The following is a 25,372-nucleotide window of genomic DNA, read 5'->3' on the forward strand; positions in this document are numbered from 1 at the left end:
CGTCGTGCAGAGTGCCGCCATGTCGGGCGGGCAAGTCCGATCGGAGCGGGAACCCCGATCGGCAAGTGCGGCTGTCAGCCGTCGATGCCGTCGATGAGATCGCGGGCGGCGGCGGTCGTCAGCCGGCGGCTTTCGACCTCGTCGCGGCGGCTTGCGAGAAGCTCGGTCGCCATCAGCTGGTCGGCGAGGTCGGCCGGCAGCGACAGGATCACCCGCGCCTCGCCGGCATTGAGGCCGGAGAGATCCGCGCGCTTTGCCGTGATCATGCCGCCGGCCACCGTGTTGTTGGTGTCCGGATCGATCAGGATGAAGGCGCCGGTGGCACGGTTCTGCTCGTAGGGGTCGAACATCGCCAGCTCGTCGAAGGCGAGATGCACCTTGCCGATGGCGTTCATCGAGAGGCTTTCGACCGGGTTCCACTTGCCGCTGTGGAGGTCGAGCTGGCTCACCGGCTGCACCTGCACGCGCTGGCGGCGCGCGCCCGCCTTCAGCCAGTAGCGCTTGCCGGGCTGGATGCCTTCCGGCTGCAGCGCCACGAGCTGGGCATCGAAGGCAAGCCCCGTCTGCGGCTGCGCATCGACCGAGACGATCAGGTCGCCGCGCGAGACGTCGACCTGCCGGTCGAGCACCAGCGTAATCGCATCGCCCGAGACCGCAGCATTGCGCACGAGGTCGAAGGTGACGATCTGCTTGACGTTGGCGACCTGGCCGGAGGGCAGGATCGCCACGCTGTCGCCGGGCTTCACCGAACCGCCGGCGACCGTGCCCTGATAGCCGCGGAAGCTCTCGCCGGGGCGGCAGACGCGCTGCACCGGAAGGCGGAAGCCGGTCGTCTGGTTGGAGCGCTGGGTCGCAAGCTCGAGCGTTTCGATCAGCGTCGGGCCGTCATACCAGGGCATTACCGCCTGGCCGGAATAGACGACGTTCTCGCCCTTCAGCGCCGACATCGGGATCGCCGTCACCTGGCGCACGCCGAGCGAGAGCGCCAGCGCCTTGAAGTCGTGGGCGATTTGCTCGAAGCCGGCCTTGTCGTAGTCGGTGAGGTCGATCTTGTTGACTGCCAGCACGAACTGTTTGATGCCCATCAGCGAGGCGATGGTGGCGTGCCGGCGGGTCTGTTCGAGAAGGCCGGCGCGCGCGTCGACGAGCAGCACGGCGAGATCGGCGGTCGAGGCGCCGGTCGCCATGTTGCGGGTATACTGTTCGTGGCCGGGGGTGTCGGCGACGATGAAGGAGCGCTTCTCCGAGGAGAAGTAGCGATAGGCGACGTCGATGGTGATCCCCTGTTCGCGCTCGGCCTGAAGGCCGTCGAGAAGCAGCGCGAAGTCGGGCAGGCCGAGGTCGTTCTGCTTGCCGGAGTCGCGGTGGAGCGTCGCCGCCTGGTCTTCCTTGACCGCTTTGGTATCCCAGAGAAGCCGGCCGATCAGCGTCGACTTGCCGTCGTCCACCGAGCCGCAGGTGATGAGGCGCAGCGGGCGCGTGTCCCGCCGGACGGCCGGGGCGGCGTCTGCGAGCGGGGCCTCGGTTATGACGGCAAGGGTAGCGGTCTGGGTCATGTCAGATACCTTCGGGCAGTGGCAGCAGGCGCTGTGCGGCTGGTGCATAAACGGTGTGCAGGGCGGCAGCGGCGAACCCGCTCTCCCCCCTTGTGGGGGAGATGTCACGAAGTGACAAAGGGGGGTAAGCCGGCGACGAAAGTCGGCGGCGGAGCGATAGGTTTGACCCCCTCTGGCTGCCGCCATCTCCCCCACAAGGGGGGAGACGGAATGCGGCGAGCGCTGCGGGCTCCTCTCCCTCCCCCTTGTGGGGAGAGTTGGGGAGGGGTCTTCGCGTAAGCGAAGAAAAAGCCATCAGAAATATCCTTCGCGTTTCTTCTTTTCCATCGATCCCGACTGGTCGCGGTCGATGGCCCGGCCCTGACGCTCGGACACGGTTGCGATTTCAAGCTCGGCGATCACGTCTTCGAGGGTGGTCGCGTGGCTGCGGATGGCACCCGTCAGCGGGAAGCAGCCGAGCGTGCGGAAACGGATCATGCCTTCCTGGCGGACTTCGCCGGGCAGCAGTTCGAGGCGCGGGTCCTCGGCGAGGATCATCATGCCGTCGCGCTCGACGAAGGGGCGCTTCTTGGCAAAGTAGAGCGGCACCAGCGGAATGTTCTCCGCCTGGATGTAGCGCCAGATGTCGACCTCGGTCCAGTTGGAGAGCGGGAAGGCGCGCACGCTCTCGCCGCGGCGGATCATGCCGTTGTAGAGGTTCCAGAGCTCCGGCCGCTGGTTGCGCGGGTCCCAGCGATGGTCCGGCGTGCGGAAGGAATAGATGCGTTCCTTGGCGCGCGAGGCTTCCTCGTCGCGCCGCGCGCCGCCGAAGGCGGCGTCATACTTGCCGGCGTCGAGCGCCTGGCGCAGCGCCTCGGTCTTCATGATGTCGGTGTAGAGCGCCGAGCCGTGGGCGAAGGGCGAGATGCCTTCGGCCGCGCCACGCGGATTGATGTGCTCGATCAAGTCGAGGTCGTAGCGCTCCACCATCTCGTCGCGGAAGGCGATCATTTCCGCGAACTTCCAGCCGGTGTTGACGTGCAGCAGCGGGAAGGGCACGCGGCCGGGATAGAAGGCCTTGCGGGCGAGATGCAGCAGGACAGAGGAATCCTTGCCGATCGAATAGAGCATGACCGGCTTTTCGAACTCTGCCGCGACCTCGCGGAAGATGTGGATCGCCTCGTTCTCCAGCGCCTTCAGATGCGGATCGAGCGGCGGCTTGGTGACGGGGTCCTTCGAATGCGGATCGAACTCGGATGTATGTACGTGCATTGCCTATCTGCCTTTATGGCCGCTGACGGCGGCATTTTCTGGCACCCCCCTCTGCCCTGCCGGGCATCTCTCCCTCAAGGGGGGAGATCGCTTCCCGCTGCCGTTTCCAGATTGCGGTACGGCGGTGGTCTGGCGCCCCGATCTCCCCCCTTGAGGGGGAGATGTCACAAAGTGACAGAGGGGGGTGAATTCCTTGTTTCGGTTCAGGCCTGTGTCTGCGCGAGCGGGGAGGCCTCCGCCGCTTCCGGCACATGCAGCCCGCATTCGCGCTTCTCGTCGTTTTCCCACCACCAGCGGCCGGCGCGCTCCGGCTCGCCGGGCTTGATCGCCCGGGTGCACGGCTCGCAGCCGATCGAGGGATAACCGCGGGCGTGCAGCGGATTGACCGGCACCGCCTGTTCCTCGACGAAGGCCTTGATCTCCTCGATCGACCAGTCGGCGAGCGGGTTCACCTTGATGAGGTTGCGCTCGGCGTCGTATTCGGCAAAGGCCGTCGCGGCGCGGTTGCCGGACTGGCCGCGGCGAAGCCCGGTCACCCAGACGGCGGCCCCTTCGAGCGCACGGGCGAGCGGCTTCAGCTTGCGCACGTGACAGCAGGCATGGCGCGCCTCGACGCTCTCGTAGAAGCCGTTCAGGCCGTATTTTTCCGCATAGGCGTCGATGTCGTCCTGTTCGGGATGGAAGCGCCTGATCTCGATGCCAAAGCGCTCTTCCGTCTCGGCGATCAGCGCCACCGTCTCGGGAAAGAGACGGCCGGTCTCGAGCGTCGAAACCTCGATCGGCAGGCGCTCGGCGCCGATCACGGCGGTGATCACCTGATCCTCGATGCCGAGGCTGGTGGTGAAGACGGCGCGGCCGCCCAGCTGCCCGACGAGTGCAAGCCGCCCGGCGAGATCGAGGGCGGCGAGTTCCTGGTCGAGGCTGCGGGCCTGGTCTTCCTGGTGGCGGGTCGTCATCTCGCAATCCTGCTGTTCTAATTGCCGGCAGTATCTCAGGAATTCACGGGCGCGGACAGAAACATGCATTTCGAATGATGCGCAGGCGGGAGCAAATATCTCTCTGCGCGGCACGATCCGCAGAAAAGCCGCCGCTCGGCGTGATCATGCGCCCGTTCGCCCGGTCTGACAAATCTTGATGGCGAAATTGTATTTTACGCCATTGTGGTTTAGTGACCGCGAGGACCGTAAGGCCGGCGTTTCGAAAGGCGGCGCGCCGCCGGATGCGGATGACGGGAAGCGGCATGCGATGATCTCGCAAAGGGCGAAATATGCGTTGAGGGCGCTATCGATGCTGGCGCATGCGCCGGCCGGTGAGCCCGTGCAGATTTCCGAGATCGCCGAACAGCAGAACATTCCGAAGAAGTTCCTCGAGCAGATCCTGCTCGAGCTGAAGCGCAGCGGCATCGTCATCAGCCGCCGGGGCAAGCAGGGCGGCTACCTGCTCCTGAAGCCCGCGGGCGAGGTGACCTACGGCGAGGTCCTGCGACTGGTCGACGGGCCGATCGCGCCGCTGCCGTGCCTGTCGATCACCGCCTACCGCAAGTGTGAGGATTGCAACGGCGAGGCCGATTGCGAGATCCGCCGCGTCTTCGCCCGCGTCGCCGACGCCACCCGCCGCATCCTGTTCGAGGCGACGCTCGCCGATGGCGTGAGCGTGGACGAGATCGCCGAAGCCGTCTGACGGTCGACGGCCCGCGCCGACGTGCCGGCGCGCACATCGGTATCCCTCTTGATCCCCGTCATTGCCTCCCCCGAACACCGGTGGCATCGTTCGTTCATTTCACCGGAAGCGCTTGCGGCAGACGATTTGCCGTTCGCGAGCGGCTTTCGGCAGCACGGCTTTTGCGTCGGAAATGGCGGGAGGGAAAGACTTTTGCGAGTCTCTCCGGACATGTTGACTAAGTCTACTGACTAAGTAGTCTTAAACCGCAATCACATGAGAGGGACAGCTGTGATGACCACATTCCTGAAGCATTTGAGCGGTTTTCTGATCGGCCTGTCGTTGACGGCCGGCTTGGCCGCCCCGGCCTTTGCCGACACGAAGCTGCTGAATGTCTCCTATGATCCGACGCGGGAGTTCTACAAGGAATACAACGCCGCCTTCGCCAGGCACTGGAAGGCCGAGACCGGCGAAGACGTCACCGTCCAGCAGTCCCACGGTGGTTCGGGCAAGCAGGCCCGCTCGGTCATCGACGGCCTCGACGCCGACGTCGTGACGCTGGCGCTCGAAGGCGACATCGACGCGATCGCCAAGGCGACGGGCAAGATCCCGTCCGACTGGCGCAAGCGCCTGCCGAACAATTCCTCGCCCTATACCTCGACGATCGTCTTCCTGGTCCGCAAGGGCAATCCGAAGGGCATCCACGACTGGGGTGATCTCGTAAAGGGGGATGTCCAGATCGTCACCCCGAACCCGAAGACCTCGGGCGGCGCCCGCTGGAACTATCTCGCCGCCTGGGCCTGGGCCCACAAGGAATTCGGCGGCGACGAAGCCAAAATCCGCGAATACGTCGGCGAGATCTTCCGCCGCACACCGGTCCTCGACACCGGCGCCCGTGGTTCGACCGTGACTTTCGCCCAGCGCGAGATCGGTGACGTGCTGATTGCCTGGGAAAACGAGGCCTATCTCGCCGGCAAGGAATTCGGTGACGATGCCTTCGACATCGTCGTGCCGAAGCTCTCGATCCTCGCCGAGCCGCCGGTCACCGTCGTCGACGGAAACGTCGACGCCAAGGGCACCCGCAAGGTCGCCGAGGCCTATCTCGAATACCTCTATTCGCCCGAAGGCCAGGCGCTCGCCGCCAAGCACTTCTACCGTCCCGCCAAGCCCGAGCTCGTGCCCGCCGACCAGCCGACGCTGCCGAAGCTCGACCTGGTCACGATCGACGACCCGATCTTCGGCGGCTGGGCCAAGGCGCAGCCGACCCACTTCGGCGATGGCGGCATCTTCGACCAGATCTACAAGCCCGCCAGATAACCGGCGATCCTCCCCAATCGGCAAGCCCCGGCCTTCCGAAGGCCGGGGCTTGCCGCGGAATGATTTGAAGGCATGATAGAAGACGCGACGGGGCGATGACGGGAACATTCATGAAGAACTGGCGACAGCCGAGCATTCTGCCGGGCTTCGGCCTGACGCTCGGCTATACGATCTTTTACCTGACGGCGATCATCCTGATCCCGCTCGCCGCTCTCGTCTGGCGCTCGGCCTCGCTCGGCTGGGACGAGTTCGTCGCGATCGCGCTCGACGAGCGCACGCTGCAGGCGCTGAAGGTGAGCTTCGGCTGCTCGCTCATCGCCGCGTCGATCAACGCCGTCTTCGGCGTCGTCACCGCCTGGGTGCTGGTCCGCTATCATTTTCCGGGCCGCCGCCTGCTCGACGCGATCATCGACCTGCCGTTCGCACTGCCGACGGCGGTCGCCGGCATCTCGCTCGCCGCGCTCTACGCGCCGAAGGGCTGGATCGGTTCGCTGTTTGCGCCGCTCGGCATCAAGATCGCCTTCACGCCCCTCGGCATCGTCGTGGCGCTCGTCTTCGTCGGCCTGCCGTTCGTCGTGCGCACGGTCCAGCCCGTCATGCAGGAGATCGACCGCGAGGTCGAGGAGGTCGCAGCAACCCTCGGGGCGAACCGCTTCCAGACGATCGTCCATGTCATCCTGCCGGGCCTCGTGCCGGCGATCCTCACCGGCTTCGCGCTCGCCTTCGCGCGTGCCGTCGGCGAATACGGTTCCGTCATCTTCATTGCCGGCAACATTCCCTATGTGTCGGAAATCGCGCCGCTCCTGATCGTCATCCGGCTGGAGGAGTTCAACTATGCCGGAGCCACCTCGATCGCCTGCATTATGCTGATCATCTCCTTCGCAATGCTGCTGCTGATCAATCTTCTGCAGATGTGGAGCCGCCGGAGGTACACCAATGTCCGCTAAGCCCGCCGACACCCGCACCGCCTTCCACGAGGCCGCCGAGGAGACCGCCGGCTGGCGCGTCGTGCTCACCGCCGTCGCCGTCCTGTTCATGGCGCTCGTCGTGCTGCTGCCGCTCGTTCTCGTCTTCGTCGAGGCCTTCCGCAAGGGCGCGTCCGCGTTCGTCGCCGCCCTTGCCGAGCCCGACGCGCTCTCGGCGATCCGGCTGACGCTCACCGTCGCGGCGATCGCCGTGCCGCTGAACCTCGTCTTCGGGATTGCCGCCGCCTGGGCGATCGCCAAGTTCGAATTTCGCGGCAAGGCCTTCCTGACGACGCTCATCGACCTGCCGTTCTCGATCTCGCCGGTCATCTCCGGCCTGGTCTATGTGCTCCTCTTCGGTTCCCTGAGCCTCATGGGGCCCTGGCTGAAGAGCCACGGCGTCGAGATCATCTTCGCCGTGCCGGGCATCGTGCTCGCCACCGTCTTCGTCACCTTCCCCTTCATCGCCCGCGAGCTGATCCCGCTGATGGAACAGCAGGGCTCGGGCGACGAGGAGGCGGCAATCTCGCTCGGCGCCACCGGCTGGCAGACCTTCCGCTATGTGACGCTCCCGAACATCAAGTGGGGGCTGCTCTACGGCGTGCTGCTCTGCAACGCCCGCGCGATGGGCGAGTTCGGCGCCGTCTCGGTGGTCTCCGGCCATGTCCGCGGCCTGACCGAGACCATGCCGCTCCACATCGAGGTCCTCTACAACGAATACAATTTCGTCGCGGCCTTCGCCGTCTCGACCCTTCTCGCTCTGCTCGCCCTCGTCACGCTCGCGCTCAAGACCGTTCTGGAGCTGCACTACGGCGAGGAAATCGCAGCCAGCCGCAAACATTGAAAGGCCTGAGTGCATGGATGTCACCATCACCAATATCCGCAAGGAATTCGGACAGTTTCCGGCGCTGCACGACGTTTCGCTCTCCGTCGGCTCCGGTGAGCTGATCGCGCTCCTCGGCCCCTCCGGCTCCGGCAAGACGACGCTTTTGCGCCTGATCGCCGGGCTCGAACAGCCGACCGCGGGCCAGATCTTCTTCGGCGACGAGGATGCCTCGCTGAAGAGCGTGCAGGAGCGCCATATCGGTTTCGTCTTCCAGCACTACGCGCTCTTCCGCCACATGACGGTTGCCGAAAACGTCGCCTTCGGCCTCAAGGTGCGCCCGGGCGCCACCCGCCCGCCGGCCGCCGAAATCCGCCGCCGCGTCTCCGACCTTATCGACATGGTCCACCTGACCGGGCTTGAAAAGCGCTATCCCGCCCAGCTTTCCGGCGGCCAGCGCCAGCGCGTGGCGCTCGCCCGCGCGATGGCGATCGAACCCACCGTCCTGCTGCTCGACGAGCCCTTCGGCGCGCTCGACGCCAAGGTGCGCAAGGAGCTTCGCCGCTGGCTGAAGGAGTTCCACGAGCGCACCGGCCACACGACGTTCTTCGTGACCCACGACCAGGAGGAGGCGCTCGAACTCGCCGACCGCGTGGTGGTGATGAGCCAGGGGAAGATCGAGCAGGTCGGCACCGCGGACGACGTCTACGACCGCCCGAACAGCCCCTTCGTCTTCTCCTTCATCGGGGATTCCTCCAGCCTGCCGGTTTCGGTCAAGGATGGCGCCGTGCTCTTCGAGGGCAAGAGGATCGGCATCGGCGACGCTGGTCCGGATGGTGACGGCAGCATCTTCTTCCGCCCGCAGGACGTCGAGGCCGTCGCGGACGGTGACGCGCTTCGGGGGCGGGTGATCGCGAGCCGGCGTCTCGCCGGCACCCGGATCGCCGAGGTCGACATCTCGACCGACGGCACCGGTCACCACATCGAGATCGAGGTGCCGCTGGAGGCCCAGGTTGTGGTGGGCGGCGATATCCGCTTCCGCCTGCAGCACTGGAAGCTGTTCCGGTAGGGCAGGGTGAGGCGCACGTTCTCCTTACACCAGGAAGATCGAGATGATCGGAAAGGCTGTCAGGATGACGATGCGCAGGAGGTCGGCCGTCACGAAGGGAACGATCCCGCGGTAGGTCTCGCGGATTTCGACGTCCCGCGACATCCCGGAGATGATGAACAGGTTGAGGCCGACCGGCGGGGTGATCATGCCGATCTCGGCCACCATCAGCACGAGGATGCCGAACCAGATCGCGAAATGCTCGGGGCTGAGCCCGAAGTCCATCGCGGTGACGATCGGAAAGAAGATCGGCACCGTGAGTACGATCATCGACAGCGAATCCATGATGCAGCCGAAGACGATGTAGAGCAGCAGGATGATGACGAGCACCGTCATCGGGGCAAACCCCTGCGTCGTCACCCATTCGGCGCCCACCTGCGGCAGCCGTGAGAAGGCGAGAAAGGAGTTGAACACCGAGGCGCCGAGCACGATGAAGAAGATCATGCCGGTCGAGACCGCCGTATCCTTGAAGCAGGCGAGCAGCGACCTGCGGTCGAGACCACCCTTCGCCCAGGCGACGAGGCCCGCGCCGCCGGCGCCGATCGCTGCAGCTTGCGTCGGCGTGAACCAGCCGAGATAGATGCCGCCGACGACGAGGAAGAAGATCGCAGCAACCGGCCAGACGGCGACGAGTGCCGGCACACGCTCGGCCCACGGAATGCGCGCGGCGTGGCCGGCACTCTCCGGCTTCACCCGCACGTAGATTGCGATCACGACCAGATAGGAAAAGGCGGCCAGCAGTCCGGGCACGAAGGCGGCGAGGAAGAGCTTGGCGATGTTCTGCTCGGCGAGGATCGCATAGATGACGAGCACGACCGAGGGCGGAATGAGGATGCCGAGCGTGCCGCCGGCGGCAAGCGCCGCGCTGGCAAGTCCGCCGGAATAGCCGTTGCGCTTCAGTTCCGGCAGCGCCACCTGCGCCATGGTCGCGGCGGTCGCGAGCGACGAGCCGCAGATCGAGCCGAAGCCGGCGCAGGCGCCGACCGCCGCCATGGCGACGCCGCCCTTGCGGTGCCCGAGGAAGGCGGCGGCGGCGTTGAAGAGCGCCTGGCTCATGCCGCCGCGGGCGGCGAATTGCCCCATCAGCAGGAAGAGCGGGATGATCGACAGCGAATAGTTGGCGTTCGTCGCCCAGGAGATCGCCTTCATCTGCGAGAGGATCGGCGTCCACTTGCCGAGCACGATATAGGTTCCGACCACGCCCGTGCCGAGCATGGCCGCGGCGATCGGCACGCGCATGAAGATCAGGAGAATGAGGACCGGAAAGGACCAGAGACCGATTTCGACGCTGCTCATCAGTGGCTACCCATGGAGACGACGATGGAGTTGCCGTGGCGGAGCGCCCGAAGATCGGCGGCGACGACGAAGAGACAGACGAGAAGATTGGCGAGCATCAGCACGAAGGCGGCGGCAAAGCCCCACCAGACCGGAAGCAGCAGCAGCGGGGTCGTTTCGCCGTTGGCATACTTGTCGAGAAGCCCGATGCCGTGCCGCCAGGTGAGCACCGCAAAGAGGATGGCGACGATGAGGTCGCCGGCAAGTTGCGCGTAGTCCATCGCCTTGCCGCCGAAGGCGCTCATCACGAGATCGACGCCGACATGGCCGCGCTTCAGCTGGCAATAGGGCAGGAAGGCGAAGACCGCCAGCCCGCAGAGCGCCTCGACGAGTTCGATTTCGCCGGGAAGCGGGCGGATGGTCACGCTGCCGACGATCGAAACGCCGGTGAGGAGGCAGGCGAGAACGAGGCAGGCGCCGCCGAAGACGACGAGCGTGGTGGCGAGCCGTGCGGCCCGGCGCTCCCAGCGCCCGAATGCGGAAATAGTCTCGATCGCCATGTCTTCCTCGATGTCTCCTCGATCAGGGATGGCACCCGTGGTGCGGAACGGAAGGGCCGGGCGCCTCGTGGCGATCCCGGCCCGCCGGGGCTTACTTGCTGTACTGGTCGATCAGTGCGACGGCGTCGTTGTAGAGCGTCGTCCCGTCGAGGCCCTTGGCGTCCATGTCGGCGATCCACGCCTTGGTTACGTTTTCGCCGGCAGCCCGCCAGCGGGCGGTCTCCGTCTCGTCGAGCATGATCGTCGTGTTGCCGGCCTTGTCGGCGATTTCCTTGCCGCGGATGTCGCCCTGGTCCATCGCGACGCCGAACTTGCGGGCGAGTTCACGACCGGAATTGTCGTCGATCACCTTCTTGAGGTCGTCGGGGAGGGCGTCGTAGCTGTCCTTGTTCATGGCGAACAGGAAGGTGCCGGTATAGAGGCCGTTCTTGCCGGAGAAGCCGGTGTGGTTCGGCGCGAGTTCGGCGATCTTGATCGCTGGCGTCACTTCCCACGGCACGACGGTGCCGTCGATGACGCTCTTCGACAGGCTCTCCGGCACCGCCGTCACCGGCATGCCGATCGCCGAGGCGCCCATCGCCTCCAGCATCTGGTTGACGACCTTTGAGGTGCCGCGCACCTTCAGCCCGTTCATGTCCTCGAGCGATTTCACCGGCTTGGAGCCGATCGTGTGGATGAGGCCGGGGCCGTGGGTATGCACAGCAAGCACGTGGTAGTCCTGCAATTCGTCCTTCAGGTGCTTCTCGTAGTAGTCGTAGAAGGCGAGCGAGGTCGCTTCGCCCGTCGTCACCATGAAGGGCAGTTCGAACGCTTCCGATTTCGGGAAGCGGCCGGGCGTGTAGCCGATGACGGTCCAGATCAGGTCGACGACGCCGTCCTTAACCTGGTCGACGAGTTCGGCCGGCTTGCCGCCGAGCTGCATGGCCGGATAGAGCTCGACCTCGATGCGTCCGCCCGAATCGGCCTTGACCTTCTCCGCCCAGGGCGTGAGCACCTTGGCCGGAATGGTCGCCTGCGGCGGCAACATCTGGTGTAGTCTGAGAACGACGTCCGCCGCAAAGGATGCGGTGGCGGACAGCGCGAGTGCGAGGCCGGCGAGCCCCGTCATGACGGTCTTGTGAAGCATGTTCTCCTCCCAAAGCATGCGGACATGGCGCGAAGCGGATGCCGGTTTTCTCCCCGTCGCCGGCCCGTGCTGCACGCTGTGCCCGCACGGCCGCCGTCGTATCGCCGACAGTCCTCCTCTTGACTGTCATGCTTGCAGAAGTCCGCCGCGTCATCAAATAACGTTATGATCCGAAATCATAACCATTCTGATATGGAAAACCGCACTTCTGGGTGGTTTTCCTATTGTTGTGCTTCTGGCTTCTCCTGCCGGACCTCGTTGCGGCTGCGGCGGATGCCCTCGGCGACGAAGGCGCGCGAGAGGCCGTGGTAGAGTGGCTCGCGGGCGATCATCCGCGAGGTGACGTATCCGAGCATGGCGCAGGCCATCAGGCCGATGACGCCTTCGTGGTTGTCAGTCATCTCGAGGATGATGACGAAGGCCGTCATCGGCGCCTGCACCACGCCGGCGAAATAGCCGGCCATGCCGAGCACGGAGGCGAGCGCGATGCTGGTGCCGAGAAGATGTCCGACCGTGCTGCCGAAGCCCGCGCCGACGGAAAGCGAGGGTGCGAAGATGCCGCCGGGAATCCCCGACATCATCGACAGGAATGTCGAGAGCAGCTTTTCGAGGAAGAAGAGGAGGGGCAGTGCGTCCCCTTCGACGGCGCTGCGGGCCTGATCGTAGCCGGTTCCGAAGGTCGCGCCGCCTGCTACGACGCCGATGATCGCGACCGCGGCGCCGCATCCGGCGGCGAGCACCAGTGAACGTCGCAGCGGGTCCGGCTGCGCCCAGCGCTTGATGCGCCGGGAGAGCCGGAGTGCGGAGGCGCTGAAGGCCGCGCCGAGTGCGCCGCCGCCCACGCCGCAGATCACCACGAGCAGCCATTCCAGGGGGTCGTTCGCCGCCTCCGGGGCCGAACCGAAATAGGTGTAGCTTCCGACGAGGCCCAGTGCCGCGAGACCGGAAAGGATGACCGCCGTGAGCACCAGGCCGTTCGCCCGTGATTGGTACGTCCGGCTCATTTCCTCGATGGCGAAGACGATGCCGGCGAGCGGGGTGTTGAAGGCTGCCGCGATCCCTGCGGCGGAGCCGGCAAGGATCAGCCCCTTGGCCTGTGCCATGCCGCCGAGCCGGGCGGCCTGCAGCATGATCGAGGCGCCGACCTGCACCGTCGGTCCCTCGCGGCCGATCGACGCGCCAAAGAAGAGTCCGGTCACGGTGAGCAGGATCTTGCCGAAGGCGAGCTTCAGCGAGAGTAGCCGGTCGCGGTCCTCCGGCTGGCGCAGGTGCCGGGCGGCGATCGCCTGGGGAATGCCCGACCCCTGGGAGCCGGGAAAAACCCTGGTCGCGAGATAGGCGCAGAGGGTGAAACCGACCGGGGTCATGAGGAGCGGCAGCAGGAAGTTCCAGTCTCCCCCGCTTGTCAGGTCGTGAAAGCGCAGCTGCGCGGCGTCCGCGAGTTTCGCAAAGACGACACTGATGACGCCGATGGCCAGCGCACCGATCCAGAACACCATTCTCGGTTTCCAGACGCGCCAGGAACCCCACATCGCACGGGAGCGTCGGAGCATCTTCAGCTTCTTGTAGTCGGTCGGCATCATCGGACTCATTGCACGGAGCGGGACATTCGGCTGCAGGAAGGGCAGGAGCCGGTTGGCGAAAGTCGATCAGTCAGGCCTACTTCGGAATGTGTCTGCGAGGCAAGGAGATATCCCCGACGGTCCGCTTTTCCGGCCCGAACGCAGTGCTTCGGAACCCCGGAGACCTGCCGGAGGGATGTGACAACCACTACCGGAATCTTGGGGTTATATTTCCGCGTTAGTTGTGCTCTGCTAGACGCACATGGGGTTTCCGGTGCAACGGTAGGGGAAGCGCACGATGGTCGTCGTCAGTACGTTCAATGTCGAAAATCTGTTCTCGCGTCCGAAGGTTCTCAACATGGCGGACCACGCGCAGGCGGCGGAGATATTGCGGCGCGTCAACCGGTTTTCCGAACTCCTCGACATGCGCAACTACCGTCCTTATGCCGACGAAATCCGGACGCTCTACGTCGCGCTCAAGGACTATCTGGCGATCAATATCCGCTCCTCGCGGGTCGGCCGCAACATCCTGACGGCCGACGGCGACCTGATCGCCAAGGGGCGGGAGGACTGGGACGGCTTCGTCGACCTCAAGCGCGAACGCTTCAGCGAGGAGCAGATCCAGTTCACCGGCAAGGTGATCAAGGAGGTTAAGCCGGACATCCAGTGCTTCGTCGAGGTCGAGAGCGCCGGCACGCTGGCCAGGTTCAACACCGACATCCTGAATTCGTGGTTCAAGGACAAGATCGTCGTCGACGGCAACGATCCGCGCGGCATCGACGTGGCGCTCGCGAGCCGCGCCCTCTACCCGATCAGGACGGTGAAGACCAATGTCTTCGCGCGGGATTCCGAAGGGATCATCTTCTCCCGCGACTGCCTCGAAGTGGAGATCGACATCGACGGGCGGTCGCTCTTCGTCCTGGTCAACCATTTCAAGGCGAAGGATGCGACGCCGGCGGTATCGGACCACAAGCGCATGCGCCAGGCGAAGGCGGTCGCGCAGATCCTCAGGACCCGCTACGACCTTTCGAAGGACCTCGTGCTGGTCGCCGGTGACTTCAACGACGAGCCGGACAGCGGGCCGCTGGAGCCGCTCCTCGCGGCCCCGGAACTCACCAACGTGCTTGATGTCCTCGACTGGCCGCAGGATGACCGCTGGACCTATTATTACGGCAAGAAGCACGAGCGCAACGCGATCGACTACATCCTCGTCTCGGATGCGCTGAAGCCCCTCGTGAAGCGGGCGGGCTTCGAGCGTCGCGGCATCGCAGGCCTCGACGAGATCACCGGCGGCGCCGAGAGCTCCTTCCCCGGCATCACCAGCTGGAAGCTCGCCGCCTCCGATCACGCCGCGCTCTGGGTCGAACTCGACCTTTGAGACCCGGAGCGCCTCGCAGCGCTCCGCGACCGGTCAGCGGTCGCTTGTTTCCCAGCGCGGATTGATCCACGGCTCCTGGTTCGACCGCGGCAGCGGCTGCTTGCCGAGAATGTGGTCGGACGCCTTCTCGCCGGTCATGATCGACGGACCGTTGAGGTTGCCGTAGGTAATGTCGGGGAAGATCGACGAGTCCGCGACGCGCAGACCCTCGACGCCGATCACCCGGCATTCCGGGTCGACCACCGACATCGGATCGTCCTTCGATCCCATCTTGTTCGTGCCGCAGGGGTGATAGGCGCTTTCCAGGTGCTCGCGCAGGAAGGCGTCGATCTCATCGTCCGTCTGCACATGCTCGCCCGGCTGGATTTCCGGACCGCGATAATCGTCGAACGCCTTCTGCCCGAAGATCTCGCGGGTGAGGCGCACGCAGTGGCGGAATTTCACCCAGTCTTCCTCGGTGCTCATGTAATTGAAGCGGATCACCGGATCGGCCATCGGGTCGGGCGAGTGCAGCGTCACCGCGCCGCGCGACTTCGAGTGGTTGTATCCGACATGCACCTGGAAGCCGTGGCTCTTGGCCGCCGCCTTGCCGTCGTAGGAAATGGCGACGGGGAGGAAGTGGAACTGGATATCCGGCTGCTTCACGCCCGGTGCCGAGCGCACGAAGGCGCAGCTCTCGAACTGATTGGAAGCGCCAAGCCCCGTGCCGGAGAAGAGCCATTGCGCGCCCGCAACCCCCTGCCAGAACCAGGGCAACCAGGAATAGAGCGTGACCGGCTTCGTCGAGACCTGCTGGAAATAGAACTCCATATGGTCCATCAGGTTGGCGCCGACGCCCGGACGATCGGCCACGACCTCGATCCCCATCTCCTTCAGATGCGCCGCCGGGCCGATGCCGGAGAGCATCAGCAGCTTCGGCGAATTGAAGGCCGAGGCCGAGACGATCACCTCGCGGTTGGCGCGCACCACCTCGATCTTGCCGGCGCGCTCGATCTCGACGCCGACCGCGCGGCCGTTCTCGATGACGACCCTGCGGGCGAAGCAGCGCACGAGCTCGACGTTCGGCCGTTTCAGCGCGGGCTTCAGATAGGCGTTGGCGGCGGACCAGCGGCGCGACTTCCAGATGGTCTGCTCCATCAGGCCGAAGCCTTCCTGCTTCTCGCCGTTGTAGTCGTCCGTCACCTCGAAGCCCGCCTGCCGGCCCGCCTCGACGAACGCCTTGAACAGCGGGTTCTTCACCGGCCCGCGCTGGACGTGCAGCGGTCCGTTGGTGCCGCGCCAGCCCTCCTGGCCGCCGTGAGAATGCTCCATGCGCTTGAAGTAGGGCAGCACGTCCGCATAGCCCCAGCCCTTGGCGCCGGCCTCTTCCCAGCGGGTATAGTCTTCCGCCGACCCACGCACATAGACCATGCCGTTGATCGACGACGAGCCGCCGATCACCTTGCCGCGCGGCGCGGTGATGCGCCGGTTGTTGAGGTTCGGCTCGGGCTCGGAGAGATAGCCCCAGTTGTAGCGCTTCATGCTCATCGGCCAGGCGAGTGCCGCCGGCATCTGGATGAACGGCCCGGCATCCGACCCGCCGTATTCGAGGACCATGACAGTGTGCTTGCCGTCTTCCGACAGGCGATAGGCCATGGCCGATCCGGCCGAGCCGGAACCGATGATGATGTAGTCTGCGCTGTTCATCTCAGTTGGCTCCAAACGTTCTCTTGATGTTGTACCCTGTCAGCCCCCCTCTGGCCTGCCGGCCATCTCCCCCACAGGTGGGGAGATCACAAGGGGCACGACCTTCGCGTCCCATGAACGGCATGGCGCTTGGTGAGGCTGTTTGTTTGGGGAGGATGGTGCGGCCAGCCGATCTCCCCCCTTGTGGGGGAGATGCCCGGCAGGGCAGAGGGGGGCGAACTTGCGCTACGGCTAGCATCATCTCAATACGGCGCCTCGCATTTGCCCATGCCGACATAGACCGTCTTCAGCTCGGTATAGTGCTCCAGCGCGGCGGCCGAATTCTCGCGGCCGAAGCCGGATTGCTTCGATCCGCCGAACGGCATCTCGACCGGGCAGAGATTGTAGGTGTTGATCCAGAGCGTGCCGGCTTCGAGTTCGTCGACCACCCGGTGTGCACGGGAGATGTCGGCGGTGAAGACGCCGCCGGCGAGCCCGAATTCGGTGGCGTTGGCCCGCGCGATCACGTCCGCCTCGTCGTCGAAGTCGAGCACGCACATCACCGGCCCAAAGATCTCTTCCCGCGCGATGGTCATCTCGTCGGTCACGTCGGCAAACACGGTCGGCTGCACGTAGTAGCCTTCGCCGGAGACGTTGTTCGGGATGCCGCCGCCGGTGACGAGGGTTGCACCTTCCGCCTTGCCCTTCTCGATATAGCCGAGAACCTTCTCGCGCTGCGCCCAGGAGACGAGCGGACCCATCTGGGTCGCCTCGTCCTGCGGATCGCCGATCAGGATGGCCTCGGTCCGTTCCTTCAGGCGGGCGAGGAACTTGTCCTTGATGCCCGTGTGCACGAAGACGCGGGTGCCGTTCGAGCAGACCTGGCCGGTCGAATAGAAATTGGCGAGCATGGCGCCGGAGATCGCGCTTTCGACATCGGCATCGTCGAAGATGATCAGCGGCGACTTGCCGCCGAGCTCCATGGTGACGTGCTTCAACTGCGAGGCGGCGGCGCCCGCGACCTTGCGGCCGGTCGGCACCGAGCCGGTGAGCGAGACCTTGGCGACGTCCGGATGGGATACGAGCAGCGGACCGGTGTCGCGGTCGCCCTGGATGACGTTGTAGACGCCCTTCGGAAGTCCGGCCTCGATCAGGATCTCGGCGATCTTCAGCGCCCCGAGCGGGGTCACTTCCGACGGCTTGAACACCATGGCGTTTCCGGCGGCGAGTGCCGGCGCGCCCTTCCAGCAGGCGATCTGCTGCGGATAGTTCCAGGCGCCGATACCGACCACGACGCCGAGCGGCACGCGCTTGGTATAGGCCCAGTCACCACCCAATGGGATCTGGCTGCCGTTCATCGCGGTCGCGGCGATGCCGCCGAAGAATTCGAAACTGTCCGCCCCCGAGGTCGGGTCGGCGACGATCGTCTCCTGGATCGGCTTGCCGGTATCTAGCGTCTCGAGTTCGGAAAGCTCGCGATTGCGCTCGCGCATGATCTCGGCCGCCTTCTTCAAGACGCGGCCGCGCGCCGTCGGGCTCCAGGACGCCCATTCCTTCTGCGCGCGCTTGGCCGAGGCGATCGCCTTCTCGACGATCGCCGGGGTCGCGGCGTGAAGCCTTGCGATCACCTCGCCGGTCGCCGGATAGATGCTCTCGATGACGGTGCCGCCGGTGTCCTCGACGTATTCCCCGTCGATGAAGTGGGAGGCTTTCGGTTGGGCTTTCATGGGTTCGTCTCCGGACGGGGTGGTGTCGTTTGTATGCGTGCGAGGTTTGCCCCTCATCCGCCCTGCCGGGCACCTTCTCCCCGTAGGGACGGGGAGAAGGTATCGTGCGGTGAGGCTCCGGTCCCCCTCTCCCCGCGTGCGGGGAGAGGGCCGGGGTGAGGGGCAAACACTATAGATTCTCGAGCTTCGAGCTGCCCCGTCACATAATCCTCGACCAATGCGACAGATGCATCAATCGACAGCGGCGCGGCCTTCAGAGATTGCCGGATGTAGAGCCCGTCGATCATCGCGGCCGCGCCGTCGGCGATGCGGCTTGCGTCATCGACGGGGCAGAGCGGCAGAAGGCCGGACATCAGGTTGGAGTGCAGCCGCCGCGCGTAGAGCGCAAGCAGCCGCCGCACCTCTTCCGAACGCTGCGCTTCGGAATAGAAGGCGAGCCAGGCGGCGACCGTCTCGGGGGCGAACTGGTCGGCGTGGAAGCTGACCCGGAGTACCGCCGAGACCCGCTCGCGCGGCGTTTGCGCGCGCCGGAGTGCCTCGGCCGCATCGTGGCGAAGCGCCTGCAGCAGGTTGCGGATGGTGGCGATCAGCAGCTGGTCCTTGCTGCCGAAATAGTGGTGCGCAAGCGCCGGCGACACGCCGGCCTCGCGGGCGATCTCCGACATGGTCACGGCAAGCGATCCATGATGGCCGATCGCCCGGAGGGCCGCGTCGACGAGCGCCTTGCGGCGCACCGGCTCCATTCCGACCTTGGGCATTGCTCTCTCCAGCGTTTCAGCCATTTTATTTTTGATTGACTGATCAATCAATAAAAATCTGGCCGGCAACACGTGGCTCGACGGGAGCCGGGAATGGCAGCGCGCCGCGCCCGCCCTCCCGGTTGTCCTCAGCTCGGTCCTGCAACTATTTCAATGACTTTGCGCGCGCCGGGTGCTATCGTCGGTTCGACACAGGAGGGTGCTGCCATGATTGACGATCTCGGGCCTGTCCGTTTCCCTGAACTGCGCGCCAAGTGGGGCTGGCTTCTTGCCTTCGGCGTGATCACGCTGATCCTCGGGGGCCTTGCGCTCGCCAACCTCTTCCTCGCGACCGTCGCCTCGGTCTATTACATCGGCGCGCTGATGCTGGTCGCCGGTGTCATGCACCTCATCCACGCCTTCCAGGTGAAGGGCTGGGAGGCGGTGCTCTTCTGGGCGCTGAGCGGCATCCTTTATACGCTCGCCGGCATCATGACCTTCCAGAACCCGCTTCTGGCGTCGGCCGTGCTCACCCTGCTGATCGGCATCGCACTGATCGCCGCCGGCATCTTCCGCCTCTGGGCAGGCCTCAAGCTCAAGGGTACGAGCGGCTGGGGCTGGCTTGCCTTCAGCGGTGCGGTGACCATCCTCGCCGGCTTCGTCATCGCCATGGGCTGGCCCGTGAACAGCCTCTGGGTGCTCGGCCTCTTCCTCGCCATCGACCTTCTGATGCAGGGCTGGTCGATGATTGCGCTGGCGTTCGCGCTGAAGCCCTGACCGTCACGAAACTTTCATCCAAACGTCATGTTTGGGAAAGGGTTTCTTGACGATTTTCCCCGAGCCTTCCGGTCAAAAGACAAGGCCTTGCTCGGAGAAAACTCACATGATCGCCAGCGTTGCCACGGAAGCGGGAAATGTGCGCCGCTTCGCCAAGGATCAATTGCTGACGCTTGCGAAACTCGTCGTTGAAAACGCCCTGCAGCCGATCGTCGAGATCGGCACCGGCGAGGTCTTCGGCTACGAGAGCCTGATGCGCGGCCACGAGCGCCTCGGCTTCAATTCGCCGCTCGAAATGCTCGACCAGGCGGAAAGCGCCGGCGACCTCCTCGCCTTCGAGCAGATGGTCGCGAGCAGGGCGCTCGCGAAATTCTCGGCGGTGCCGAATTTCGCCGGTCACACGCTGTTCCTCAATCTCGACGTCCGGCTGATTCCGCACGGCGACCAGTTGCTCGACACGCTGCTGGAACACCTGCGCAAGGCCAACATTCCGCCGTCCTCGGTCTGCTTCGAGCTTTCCGAACGCTTCGACAATACCAGCGTCCCGGAATTCGCCGAACTCGTCGCGCGCATGCGCCGCTCCGGCTTCAAGCTCGCGATCGACGATTTCGGCGTCGGCCACGGCGAGATGAAGCTTCTCTGCGATTTCCCGATCGATTACGTCAAGATCGACCGTCACTTCATCGCCGGCCTCGACGAGAACCCGCGCAAGCGCCACCTCGTCCGCAACATCGTCAGCTTCTCCCACGTGCTCGGCGTGCGGGTAATCGCCGAAGGCATCGAGACGGAAGGCGAGTTCCTCGCCTGCCGCGAATTCGGCGTCGACCTCGTCCAGGGCTGGTACATCGCCCGGCCGTCGACCCTGATTGCGGAGCTCAAGCCCTCCTTCCACCACCTGCAGGACGTCGGCAAGGCCCGCCGCAGCAGCCAGTCGCTCGACGAAATCCTGATCCGCAGGCAGATCGAGCTTCTGCCGACGGTCTACGAGCATGAAGGTATCGACAGCGTCTTCGATCTCTTCCGGCGCAATCCGCAGCAGTCGTTCTTTCCGGTGCTGAACGCCAACAACGAGCCGCGCGGCATCATCTGCGAGGCGCCGCTCAAGGAGTTCATCTACCGGCCCTTCGGCCGCGACCTCCTGAAGAACAAGGTCTACGAGCGCTCCGTCGCCAATTTCGTCGAGCGCGCACCGATCGTCGGCCTCGACGCCGACGCCGAGCGGCTGATGTCGATCTTCGCCAACATGGAAGGGTCGGACTGCGTCATCCTCACCGAGAACATGCGCTATGCCGGCGTCGTCTCGGCCGCCTCGCTGATCCGCGTCATCAACGAGAAGCAGCTGCAGATCGCCCAGGACCAGAACCCGCTGACCGGGCTTCCCGGCAACCGTGCGATCCGCGATTTCATGCAGGACGCCGCCCGCGACGGCGATGATGTCCGGCACCTGTGCTACTGCGACTTCGACAACTTCAAGCCCTTCAACGATCATTACGGCTTCCACCTCGGCGATCACGCGATCACGCTCTTCGCCGCATTGCTGCGCCGCTATTTCTTCTCGGAGGGCGATTTCCTCGGCCATGTCGGCGGCGACGATTTCTTCATCGGCGTCCGCGACTGGACGCGCGAGGAGTTGACGGAGATCCTCGACCGCCTGCTCTCGGATTTCCATGGCGATGCCGCCGAACTCTATTCGGCGGAGGACCGGGCGGCCGGCATGATCCGCGGCCACGACCGGCAGGGCAGGGAGCGCGAGTTTCCGCTGATGCGCTGCTCGATCGGCGTGCTCGAACTGCCGGCGGACCTCGTCATCGAGGATATCCAGCGCGTCAGCGCCGAGATCGCCGGCATCAAGAAGAAGGCCAAGGAGAGCGAAAGCGGCCTTGCTCTGGAGGTTTTCGGCGGCCGCACTTCTCCTCCCGTCTCCATTTGATAGTATTGCCCTTCAAAGTCGGACATGTCGGGCGCTGACTGGAGACATGCATGGCAATCCTATCGATCTGCGTGGAACCGGCAGATCAGCCGGATATCGATAAGCTCATGCAGCTTTCGGATGCGGTTGCCGAACGCCTCTATCCCGGAGAGTTTCGCCGACCGCTAAACGGCCGCGCCTTGGACCGTCCCGACGTCGAATTGTTCGTGGCTCGCTCGGGAAATGGGAACGCCCTTGGCTGCGCCGCCCTCTTTTACCTGGGTGAAGGAACGGCGGAGTTGAAGCGCATGATCGTCGCGCCGGAGCACGCGGGCAGAGGTGTCGGCAGGTCAATTCTGGTCGCGCTTCTTGCCGAAGCCGTGCGGCGTGGCCTCACGACGATTTTGCTGGAGGTCGGAACCCGCAATGTTGAGGCACGGCGCCTCTACGCCAGCCTCGGCTTCCGGGAACGAGGGCCCTTCGGGACGTACCAGGCGACGTCTGTCGCCGGCTTCATGGAAATTTGCTTGCCCGCGACGTAAGGTTTGCGCGCCGACCGTCGCCCGCCGCGGCAATGAGCCTCCTTTTCACCACAGGCATGCTACTCTATGCCATGTCCAGTGAGTGCAAAGAGGAGTTGCCGCCATGACGCTGCCCGCATCGATGTGCTTTGTCGATCTCGAGTCCTACGGCCCGCCGGAGGTGATGGTGCTCGGTTCCTCGGCGCTGCCGAGCCTCGGGTCGGGCGATATCCTGGTCCGCGTCGAGGCTGCGGGCGTCAACCGGCCGGACGTCGCCCAGCGGCAGGGCATCTATCCGCCGCCGAAGGGCGCAAGCCCCGTGCTCGGCCTCGAGGTCGCCGGCGAGGTCGTGGCGCTCGGTCACGGGGTCGAGGAGTTCGAGATCGGCGACAAGGTCTGCGCGCTCGCCAATGGCGGCGGCTATGCCGAATATTGCGCCGTGCCCGCCGGCCAGGCGCTTCCCTGGCCTACGGGCCTTGATGCCGTGCAGGCCGCGGCACTGCCGGAAACCTTCTTCACCGTATGGGCCAACCTCTTCCAGATGGCCGGCCTCACCGAAGGCGAGACGGTGCTCGTCCACGGCGGCACCAGCGGCATCGGCACGACGGCGATCCAGCTCGCCAAGGCCTTCGGCGCCGAGGTCTTCGCGACCGCCGGCTCGGCGGAGAAATGCGAGGCCTGCGTGAGGCTCGGCGCCCGGCGCGCCATCAACTACCGCGAGGAGGATTTCGTCGAGGTGATCCGGGCCGAGACCGGCAAGCGTGGCGTGGATACGATCCTCGACATGATCGGGGCGCGCTACTTCGAGAAGAACCTCGCCTGCCTCGCCAAGGACGGGTGCCTGTCGATCATCGCCTTCCTCGGCGGTTCGGTGGTCGAAAAGCTGGACCTGACCCCGATCATGGTGAAGCGGCTGACGATCACCGGCTCGACCATGCGGCCGCGCACGGCCGAGGAGAAGCGCGGCATCCGCGACGAGCTCGTCGCCGAGGTCTGGCCGTTTATCGAGGCCGGCACCGTCGCCCCGGTCATCCACAGCGTCCTGCCGTTCGCCGACGTGGTCGAGGCGCACCGGCTGATGGAATCGAGCCGGCACATCGGCAAGATCATCCTCAAGCTTCCCTGACCCGGCTCGAAATCGGGTGTCTTCCGGCAAAGCTGCAACGATACCGTTTTCGACAGGCGCTTGACGCCTTCCCGCTTGCGGGGGAGTGTCGGAATGACACCGGGGGGCTTGGCATCGGGAGCGGTGAAACATGACGGAGGCATTCTCACAGGCGGTTCGCGAGTTCGAGGCGGGGCGGTTCCGCTCGGCCTTGGCGAAAGCCGGTGAGGCGCTCGCCGCATCCGCAGGCGAGGAAGATGCGTCGTTGCTCCGTCTGATCGGCGATATCCGCCTGAAGATGGGCGAGCGCATCGAGGCGGCCGACGCTTTCGTCCGGGCCGCGGATGCGTCGGACACCCCGGCCGCGGCGCAATGCCTGAAACGCGCGGTTACGCTCTATGCTGCGGAGGGGGCGACGGACCGCATCCTCCCGGTCGGCGCGCGGGCGGCCAGCCTCAATCCGGACGACAGCGAGCTCGCCTTCGCGGTGGCAAGCGCCTTCTTCAGCCGTGGCCGGCTTCACGACATGGAGCCGCTTCTCGACCGCCTCGACCGCAGGATCGACCGCCATCTCGCCCTCGTCGTCAACCATCACCGGCTGACCGGCCGCTTCGAGGAACTCTGCCGCGAGCTCGACGAGGGCCTGAAGGCGAGCCCGTGGAACTGGTTCCTCAACACCTCCCGTTTCGCCGTTGCCCACGAGGCGCTGGATTTCGCCGCCATGGCCCGCCACGAGGCGCTGATGAAGGAGCCGGACGCGCCGTTCTCGGCGGGTCTGCTTGCCCGCGAACGGGCGCTCACCCGGCTGATCTGGAGCGAGGACGAGGCGCTCAATGCGCGTCCCTCGCTGGAGACGGCGGGCTATGCCGTGACGCTCCCGACCGCCGGGCACGGAAAGCGCCGACCCTTCTCCCCGCCCGGCGAGAAGATCCGCATCGGCTATCTCTCCAACGATTTCTATTGTCATCCGATGATGACGCTCTTCCTGCGGACCATGGCGTCGCACGACCCGGAGCGTTTCGAACTGCGCCTGTTCTCCTATACGGAACCCCATGCCGCCGCCAAACAGGAGGAGTGGCCGGAGCATCTGCGCCGCGCGGTGATTCCGGTCGGCGAGCTCAGCGACGCCGCGGCTGCCAAACGCATCGACGCCGAGCGGATCGACATCCTCGTCGACCTGAAGGGGCACACGATGGGTGCCCGCCTCGGCATCGTCAATCTCTGCGGCGCCCCGGTGAAGGCGACCTATCTCGGCTATCCGGGCAGTGTCACCGGCGTCGATCTCGACTACGCGATCACCGATCCGGTGGTGACGCCGGATACGAGCAAGCCCTTCTACGGCGAGAAGCTCTGCCGCCTGCCGGAGACCTACCAGGCGAACGACTGGCAGGCGCGTCCGCTGCCGGCCTTCATGGAGCGCGAGGATGCCGGCCTGCCGGAGGATGCCTTCGTCTTCGGCGCCTTCAACGCCCCCTACAAGATCACCCCGCGCACGCTCTCCCTCTGGGCCGAGGTGCTGCGGGCCGTTCCGGACGCGGTCCTCTGGGTTCTCTGCCCGCTGCCGCTCGCCCGGCGCAACCTGCTCGCCGCGCTGGAGACCTCGGGCGTCGCGCGTCACCGCGTCTTCTTCGCCGAGCGCAAGGCGGGCGCCGCCCATATCGACCGCCTGCCGCTCGCCGATCTCGGCCTCGACACGCTTCCCTTCAACGGCGGCGCGACGACGGCCGACCTGCTCTGGGCCGGGCTGCCGCTCCTCACCGTCCGCGGGCGGTCCTTCGCGGCGCGGACGTCCGCAAGCCTTCTTCTCGCCGCCGGACTGCCGGAACTCGTCGCCGAAGACGACGGCGTCTTCGTCGATACGGCCGTGATGCTCGCCCGCGATCCCTTTGCACTGACCGGGCTTCGTCAGCGCCTCGATGCCAGCCGCTTCGTGCGCCCGCTCTTCGACGGTGTGCGCTTCACCCGCCATCTCGAGCACGCCTACGAGATGATGGCGGCGCGGGCGAGGGCGGGACTTCCGCCCGACCATATCGACGTGCCGGCCGACCCGCCGCGCACCACCCCGTTCCGCGCTCCGTGACGGCGGGCCGTCTATTTTAGCATTTGCGCTTGCAACGCGACAGCGCCCTTCCTATCTTCAGTCCAACGTCAACGAAACGAAGGGAGGTGATCCGATGTCTAGTGAGATTTCGGTTTGCGTGAAGGGCTTGGTCAAGGTGTCGGTCTCGACGGGGCGGCCCTCGGCCTGAACTGACCTTTGATCGGAGCGGCGATACGCCGATCCGGGTCCTTCGCCGGACCAGACTCATGGAAGGACCGCCTCGTGCGGTCCTTTTTTCGTTCGGGGGTAT

At 65.4% G+C, this 25,372-nt stretch carries 21 protein-coding genes; 11 read left to right on the plus strand and 10 right to left on the minus strand.

Annotation, left to right across the window (positions count from 1 at the left end; translation table 11 throughout):
• Positions 1 to 74: 74 nt before the first annotated feature.
• From cysN to DFR48_RS17455, 3 genes are all read right to left on the minus strand, one after another.
• A complete protein-coding gene (gene cysN / locus DFR48_RS17445; protein ID WP_114364490.1) occupies positions 75 to 1,556 on the minus strand; it encodes a sulfate adenylyltransferase subunit CysN in 1,482 nt (493 codons plus the stop codon).
• A gap of 294 nt (positions 1,557 to 1,850) precedes the next feature.
• Entirely contained in the window at positions 1,851 to 2,807 is a 957-nt protein-coding gene (cysD, locus tag DFR48_RS17450) for a sulfate adenylyltransferase subunit CysD (protein ID WP_114364491.1), read from the minus strand.
• A 203-nt stretch (positions 2,808 to 3,010) separates the two neighbouring features.
• A complete protein-coding gene (locus DFR48_RS17455) occupies positions 3,011 to 3,763 on the minus strand; it encodes a phosphoadenylyl-sulfate reductase (protein WP_114364492.1) in 753 nt (250 codons plus the stop codon).
• Positions 3,764 to 4,052: 289 nt separating this feature from the next.
• Between DFR48_RS17455 and DFR48_RS17460 the strand changes: the two genes are divergently transcribed.
• The 5 genes from DFR48_RS17460 (at position 4,053) to DFR48_RS17480 (ending at position 8,640) form a co-directional block, all read left to right on the plus strand.
• On the plus strand, positions 4,053 to 4,487 hold the full coding sequence (locus DFR48_RS17460) for an RrF2 family transcriptional regulator (protein WP_114364563.1): 435 nt from the start codon (positions 4,053 to 4,055) through the stop codon (positions 4,485 to 4,487).
• Positions 4,488 to 4,760: 273 nt separating this feature from the next.
• Positions 4,761 to 5,783, plus strand: a complete 1,023-nt coding sequence (locus DFR48_RS17465) for a sulfate ABC transporter substrate-binding protein (RefSeq protein ID WP_114364493.1) — start codon at positions 4,761 to 4,763, stop codon at positions 5,781 to 5,783.
• A gap of 110 nt (positions 5,784 to 5,893) precedes the next feature.
• Positions 5,894 to 6,730 (plus strand): sulfate ABC transporter permease subunit CysT, encoded by an 837-nt coding sequence (gene cysT, locus DFR48_RS17470; RefSeq protein WP_170141916.1) that lies wholly within the window; start codon positions 5,894 to 5,896, stop codon positions 6,728 to 6,730.
• On the plus strand, positions 6,720 to 7,592 hold the full coding sequence (gene cysW / locus DFR48_RS17475) for a sulfate ABC transporter permease subunit CysW (protein ID WP_114364495.1): 873 nt from the start codon (positions 6,720 to 6,722) through the stop codon (positions 7,590 to 7,592). Before cysT ends, cysW begins: the two co-directional genes overlap by 11 nt.
• Positions 7,593 to 7,605: 13 nt before the next feature.
• Positions 7,606 to 8,640, plus strand: a complete 1,035-nt coding sequence (locus DFR48_RS17480; RefSeq protein WP_114364496.1) for a sulfate/molybdate ABC transporter ATP-binding protein — start codon at positions 7,606 to 7,608, stop codon at positions 8,638 to 8,640.
• A gap of 24 nt (positions 8,641 to 8,664) precedes the next feature.
• Here the strand turns inward: DFR48_RS17480 and DFR48_RS17485 are convergent, their stop codons facing one another.
• The 4 genes from DFR48_RS17485 to DFR48_RS17500 all read right to left on the minus strand — a co-directional run bounded on the left by DFR48_RS17485 (position 8,665) and on the right by DFR48_RS17500 (position 13,220).
• Positions 8,665 to 9,975 (minus strand): TRAP transporter large permease, encoded by a 1,311-nt coding sequence (locus DFR48_RS17485; RefSeq protein ID WP_114364497.1) that lies wholly within the window; start codon positions 9,973 to 9,975, stop codon positions 8,665 to 8,667.
• Positions 9,975 to 10,514, minus strand: coding sequence for a TRAP transporter small permease (locus DFR48_RS17490; RefSeq protein ID WP_114364498.1), 540 nt, complete (start codon positions 10,512 to 10,514; stop codon positions 9,975 to 9,977). The genes DFR48_RS17485 and DFR48_RS17490 overlap by 1 nt, the downstream gene beginning before the upstream one ends.
• A gap of 91 nt (positions 10,515 to 10,605) precedes the next feature.
• Positions 10,606 to 11,640, minus strand: a complete 1,035-nt coding sequence (locus DFR48_RS17495) for a TRAP transporter substrate-binding protein (protein ID WP_114364564.1) — start codon at positions 11,638 to 11,640, stop codon at positions 10,606 to 10,608.
• A gap of 221 nt (positions 11,641 to 11,861) precedes the next feature.
• Entirely contained in the window at positions 11,862 to 13,220 is a 1,359-nt protein-coding gene (locus DFR48_RS17500) for a chloride channel protein (RefSeq protein WP_114364565.1), read from the minus strand.
• 280 nt (positions 13,221 to 13,500) lie between these two features.
• Here DFR48_RS17500 and DFR48_RS17505 point away from each other — a divergent pair, with 280 nt between their 5' ends.
• On the plus strand, positions 13,501 to 14,580 hold the full coding sequence (locus tag DFR48_RS17505) for an endonuclease/exonuclease/phosphatase family protein (RefSeq protein WP_114364499.1): 1,080 nt from the start codon (positions 13,501 to 13,503) through the stop codon (positions 14,578 to 14,580).
• A gap of 33 nt (positions 14,581 to 14,613) precedes the next feature.
• On the opposite strand, the gene betA is transcribed toward DFR48_RS17505, so the two are convergent.
• The 3 genes from betA to betI form a co-directional block, all read right to left on the minus strand.
• Positions 14,614 to 16,266 (minus strand): choline dehydrogenase, encoded by a 1,653-nt coding sequence (betA, locus tag DFR48_RS17510; protein ID WP_114364500.1) that lies wholly within the window; start codon positions 16,264 to 16,266, stop codon positions 14,614 to 14,616.
• Between the two features lie 242 nt (positions 16,267 to 16,508).
• Positions 16,509 to 17,972 (minus strand): betaine-aldehyde dehydrogenase, encoded by a 1,464-nt coding sequence (gene betB / locus DFR48_RS17515; protein ID WP_114364501.1) that lies wholly within the window; start codon positions 17,970 to 17,972, stop codon positions 16,509 to 16,511.
• Positions 17,973 to 18,025: 53 nt separating this feature from the next.
• Complete coding sequence (gene betI, locus DFR48_RS17520) at positions 18,026 to 18,730, minus strand: transcriptional regulator BetI (protein ID WP_114364502.1); 705 nt, start codon at positions 18,728 to 18,730, stop codon at positions 18,026 to 18,028.
• Positions 18,731 to 18,937: 207 nt separating this feature from the next.
• Between betI and DFR48_RS17525 the strand changes: the two genes are divergently transcribed.
• The 5 genes from DFR48_RS17525 (at position 18,938) to DFR48_RS17545 (ending at position 25,101) form a co-directional block, all read left to right on the plus strand.
• On the plus strand, positions 18,938 to 19,486 hold the full coding sequence (locus DFR48_RS17525) for an HdeD family acid-resistance protein (protein ID WP_114364503.1): 549 nt from the start codon (positions 18,938 to 18,940) through the stop codon (positions 19,484 to 19,486).
• A 106-nt stretch (positions 19,487 to 19,592) separates the two neighbouring features.
• On the plus strand, positions 19,593 to 21,416 hold the full coding sequence (locus DFR48_RS17530) for an EAL domain-containing protein (RefSeq protein ID WP_114364504.1): 1,824 nt from the start codon (positions 19,593 to 19,595) through the stop codon (positions 21,414 to 21,416).
• Positions 21,417 to 21,523: 107 nt separating this feature from the next.
• Positions 21,524 to 21,937 carry a GNAT family N-acetyltransferase gene (locus tag DFR48_RS17535; protein WP_245415642.1) on the plus strand — a complete coding sequence of 138 codons (414 nt, stop codon included), beginning with the start codon at positions 21,524 to 21,526 and terminating at the stop codon, positions 21,935 to 21,937.
• Between the two features lie 103 nt (positions 21,938 to 22,040).
• Complete coding sequence (locus tag DFR48_RS17540; protein ID WP_170141917.1) at positions 22,041 to 23,042, plus strand: NAD(P)H-quinone oxidoreductase; 1,002 nt, start codon at positions 22,041 to 22,043, stop codon at positions 23,040 to 23,042.
• A gap of 130 nt (positions 23,043 to 23,172) precedes the next feature.
• A complete protein-coding gene (locus DFR48_RS17545) occupies positions 23,173 to 25,101 on the plus strand; it encodes an O-linked N-acetylglucosamine transferase, SPINDLY family protein (protein WP_114364506.1) in 1,929 nt (642 codons plus the stop codon).
• Positions 25,102 to 25,372 lie beyond the last annotated feature (271 nt).

This window comes from Ciceribacter lividus (assembly GCF_003337715.1).
Taxonomy (GTDB): Bacteria; Pseudomonadota; Alphaproteobacteria; order Rhizobiales; family Rhizobiaceae; genus Allorhizobium; species Allorhizobium lividum.

Bases quoted from the DNA above. Each gene is read 5' to 3' on its own strand.
- cysN (WP_114364490.1), bottom strand. From the start codon at position 1,556: ATGACCCAGACCGCTACCCTTGCCGTCATAACCGAGGCCCCGCTCGCA.
- cysD (WP_114364491.1), bottom strand. From the start codon at position 2,807: ATGCACGTACATACATCCGAGTTCGATCCGCATTCGAAGGACCCCGTC.
- DFR48_RS17455 (WP_114364492.1), bottom strand. From the start codon at position 3,763: ATGACGACCCGCCACCAGGAAGACCAGGCCCGCAGCCTCGACCAGGAA.
- DFR48_RS17460 (WP_114364563.1), top strand. From the start codon at position 4,053: ATGATCTCGCAAAGGGCGAAATATGCGTTGAGGGCGCTATCGATGCTG.
- DFR48_RS17465 (WP_114364493.1), top strand. From the start codon at position 4,761: ATGACCACATTCCTGAAGCATTTGAGCGGTTTTCTGATCGGCCTGTCG.
- cysT (WP_170141916.1), top strand. From the start codon at position 5,894: ATGAAGAACTGGCGACAGCCGAGCATTCTGCCGGGCTTCGGCCTGACG.
- cysW (WP_114364495.1), top strand. From the start codon at position 6,720: ATGTCCGCTAAGCCCGCCGACACCCGCACCGCCTTCCACGAGGCCGCC.
- DFR48_RS17480 (WP_114364496.1), top strand. From the start codon at position 7,606: ATGGATGTCACCATCACCAATATCCGCAAGGAATTCGGACAGTTTCCG.
- DFR48_RS17485 (WP_114364497.1), bottom strand. From the start codon at position 9,975: ATGAGCAGCGTCGAAATCGGTCTCTGGTCCTTTCCGGTCCTCATTCTC.
- DFR48_RS17490 (WP_114364498.1), bottom strand. From the start codon at position 10,514: ATGGCGATCGAGACTATTTCCGCATTCGGGCGCTGGGAGCGCCGGGCC.
- DFR48_RS17495 (WP_114364564.1), bottom strand. From the start codon at position 11,640: ATGCTTCACAAGACCGTCATGACGGGGCTCGCCGGCCTCGCACTCGCG.
- DFR48_RS17500 (WP_114364565.1), bottom strand. From the start codon at position 13,220: ATGCCGACCGACTACAAGAAGCTGAAGATGCTCCGACGCTCCCGTGCG.
- DFR48_RS17505 (WP_114364499.1), top strand. From the start codon at position 13,501: ATGGTCGTCGTCAGTACGTTCAATGTCGAAAATCTGTTCTCGCGTCCG.
- betA (WP_114364500.1), bottom strand. From the start codon at position 16,266: ATGAACAGCGCAGACTACATCATCATCGGTTCCGGCTCGGCCGGATCG.
- betB (WP_114364501.1), bottom strand. From the start codon at position 17,972: ATGAAAGCCCAACCGAAAGCCTCCCACTTCATCGACGGGGAATACGTC.
- betI (WP_114364502.1), bottom strand. From the start codon at position 18,730: ATGCCCAAGGTCGGAATGGAGCCGGTGCGCCGCAAGGCGCTCGTCGAC.
- DFR48_RS17525 (WP_114364503.1), top strand. From the start codon at position 18,938: ATGATTGACGATCTCGGGCCTGTCCGTTTCCCTGAACTGCGCGCCAAG.
- DFR48_RS17530 (WP_114364504.1), top strand. From the start codon at position 19,593: ATGATCGCCAGCGTTGCCACGGAAGCGGGAAATGTGCGCCGCTTCGCC.
- DFR48_RS17535 (WP_245415642.1), top strand. From the start codon at position 21,524: ATGCAGCTTTCGGATGCGGTTGCCGAACGCCTCTATCCCGGAGAGTTT.
- DFR48_RS17540 (WP_170141917.1), top strand. From the start codon at position 22,041: ATGACGCTGCCCGCATCGATGTGCTTTGTCGATCTCGAGTCCTACGGC.
- DFR48_RS17545 (WP_114364506.1), top strand. From the start codon at position 23,173: ATGACGGAGGCATTCTCACAGGCGGTTCGCGAGTTCGAGGCGGGGCGG.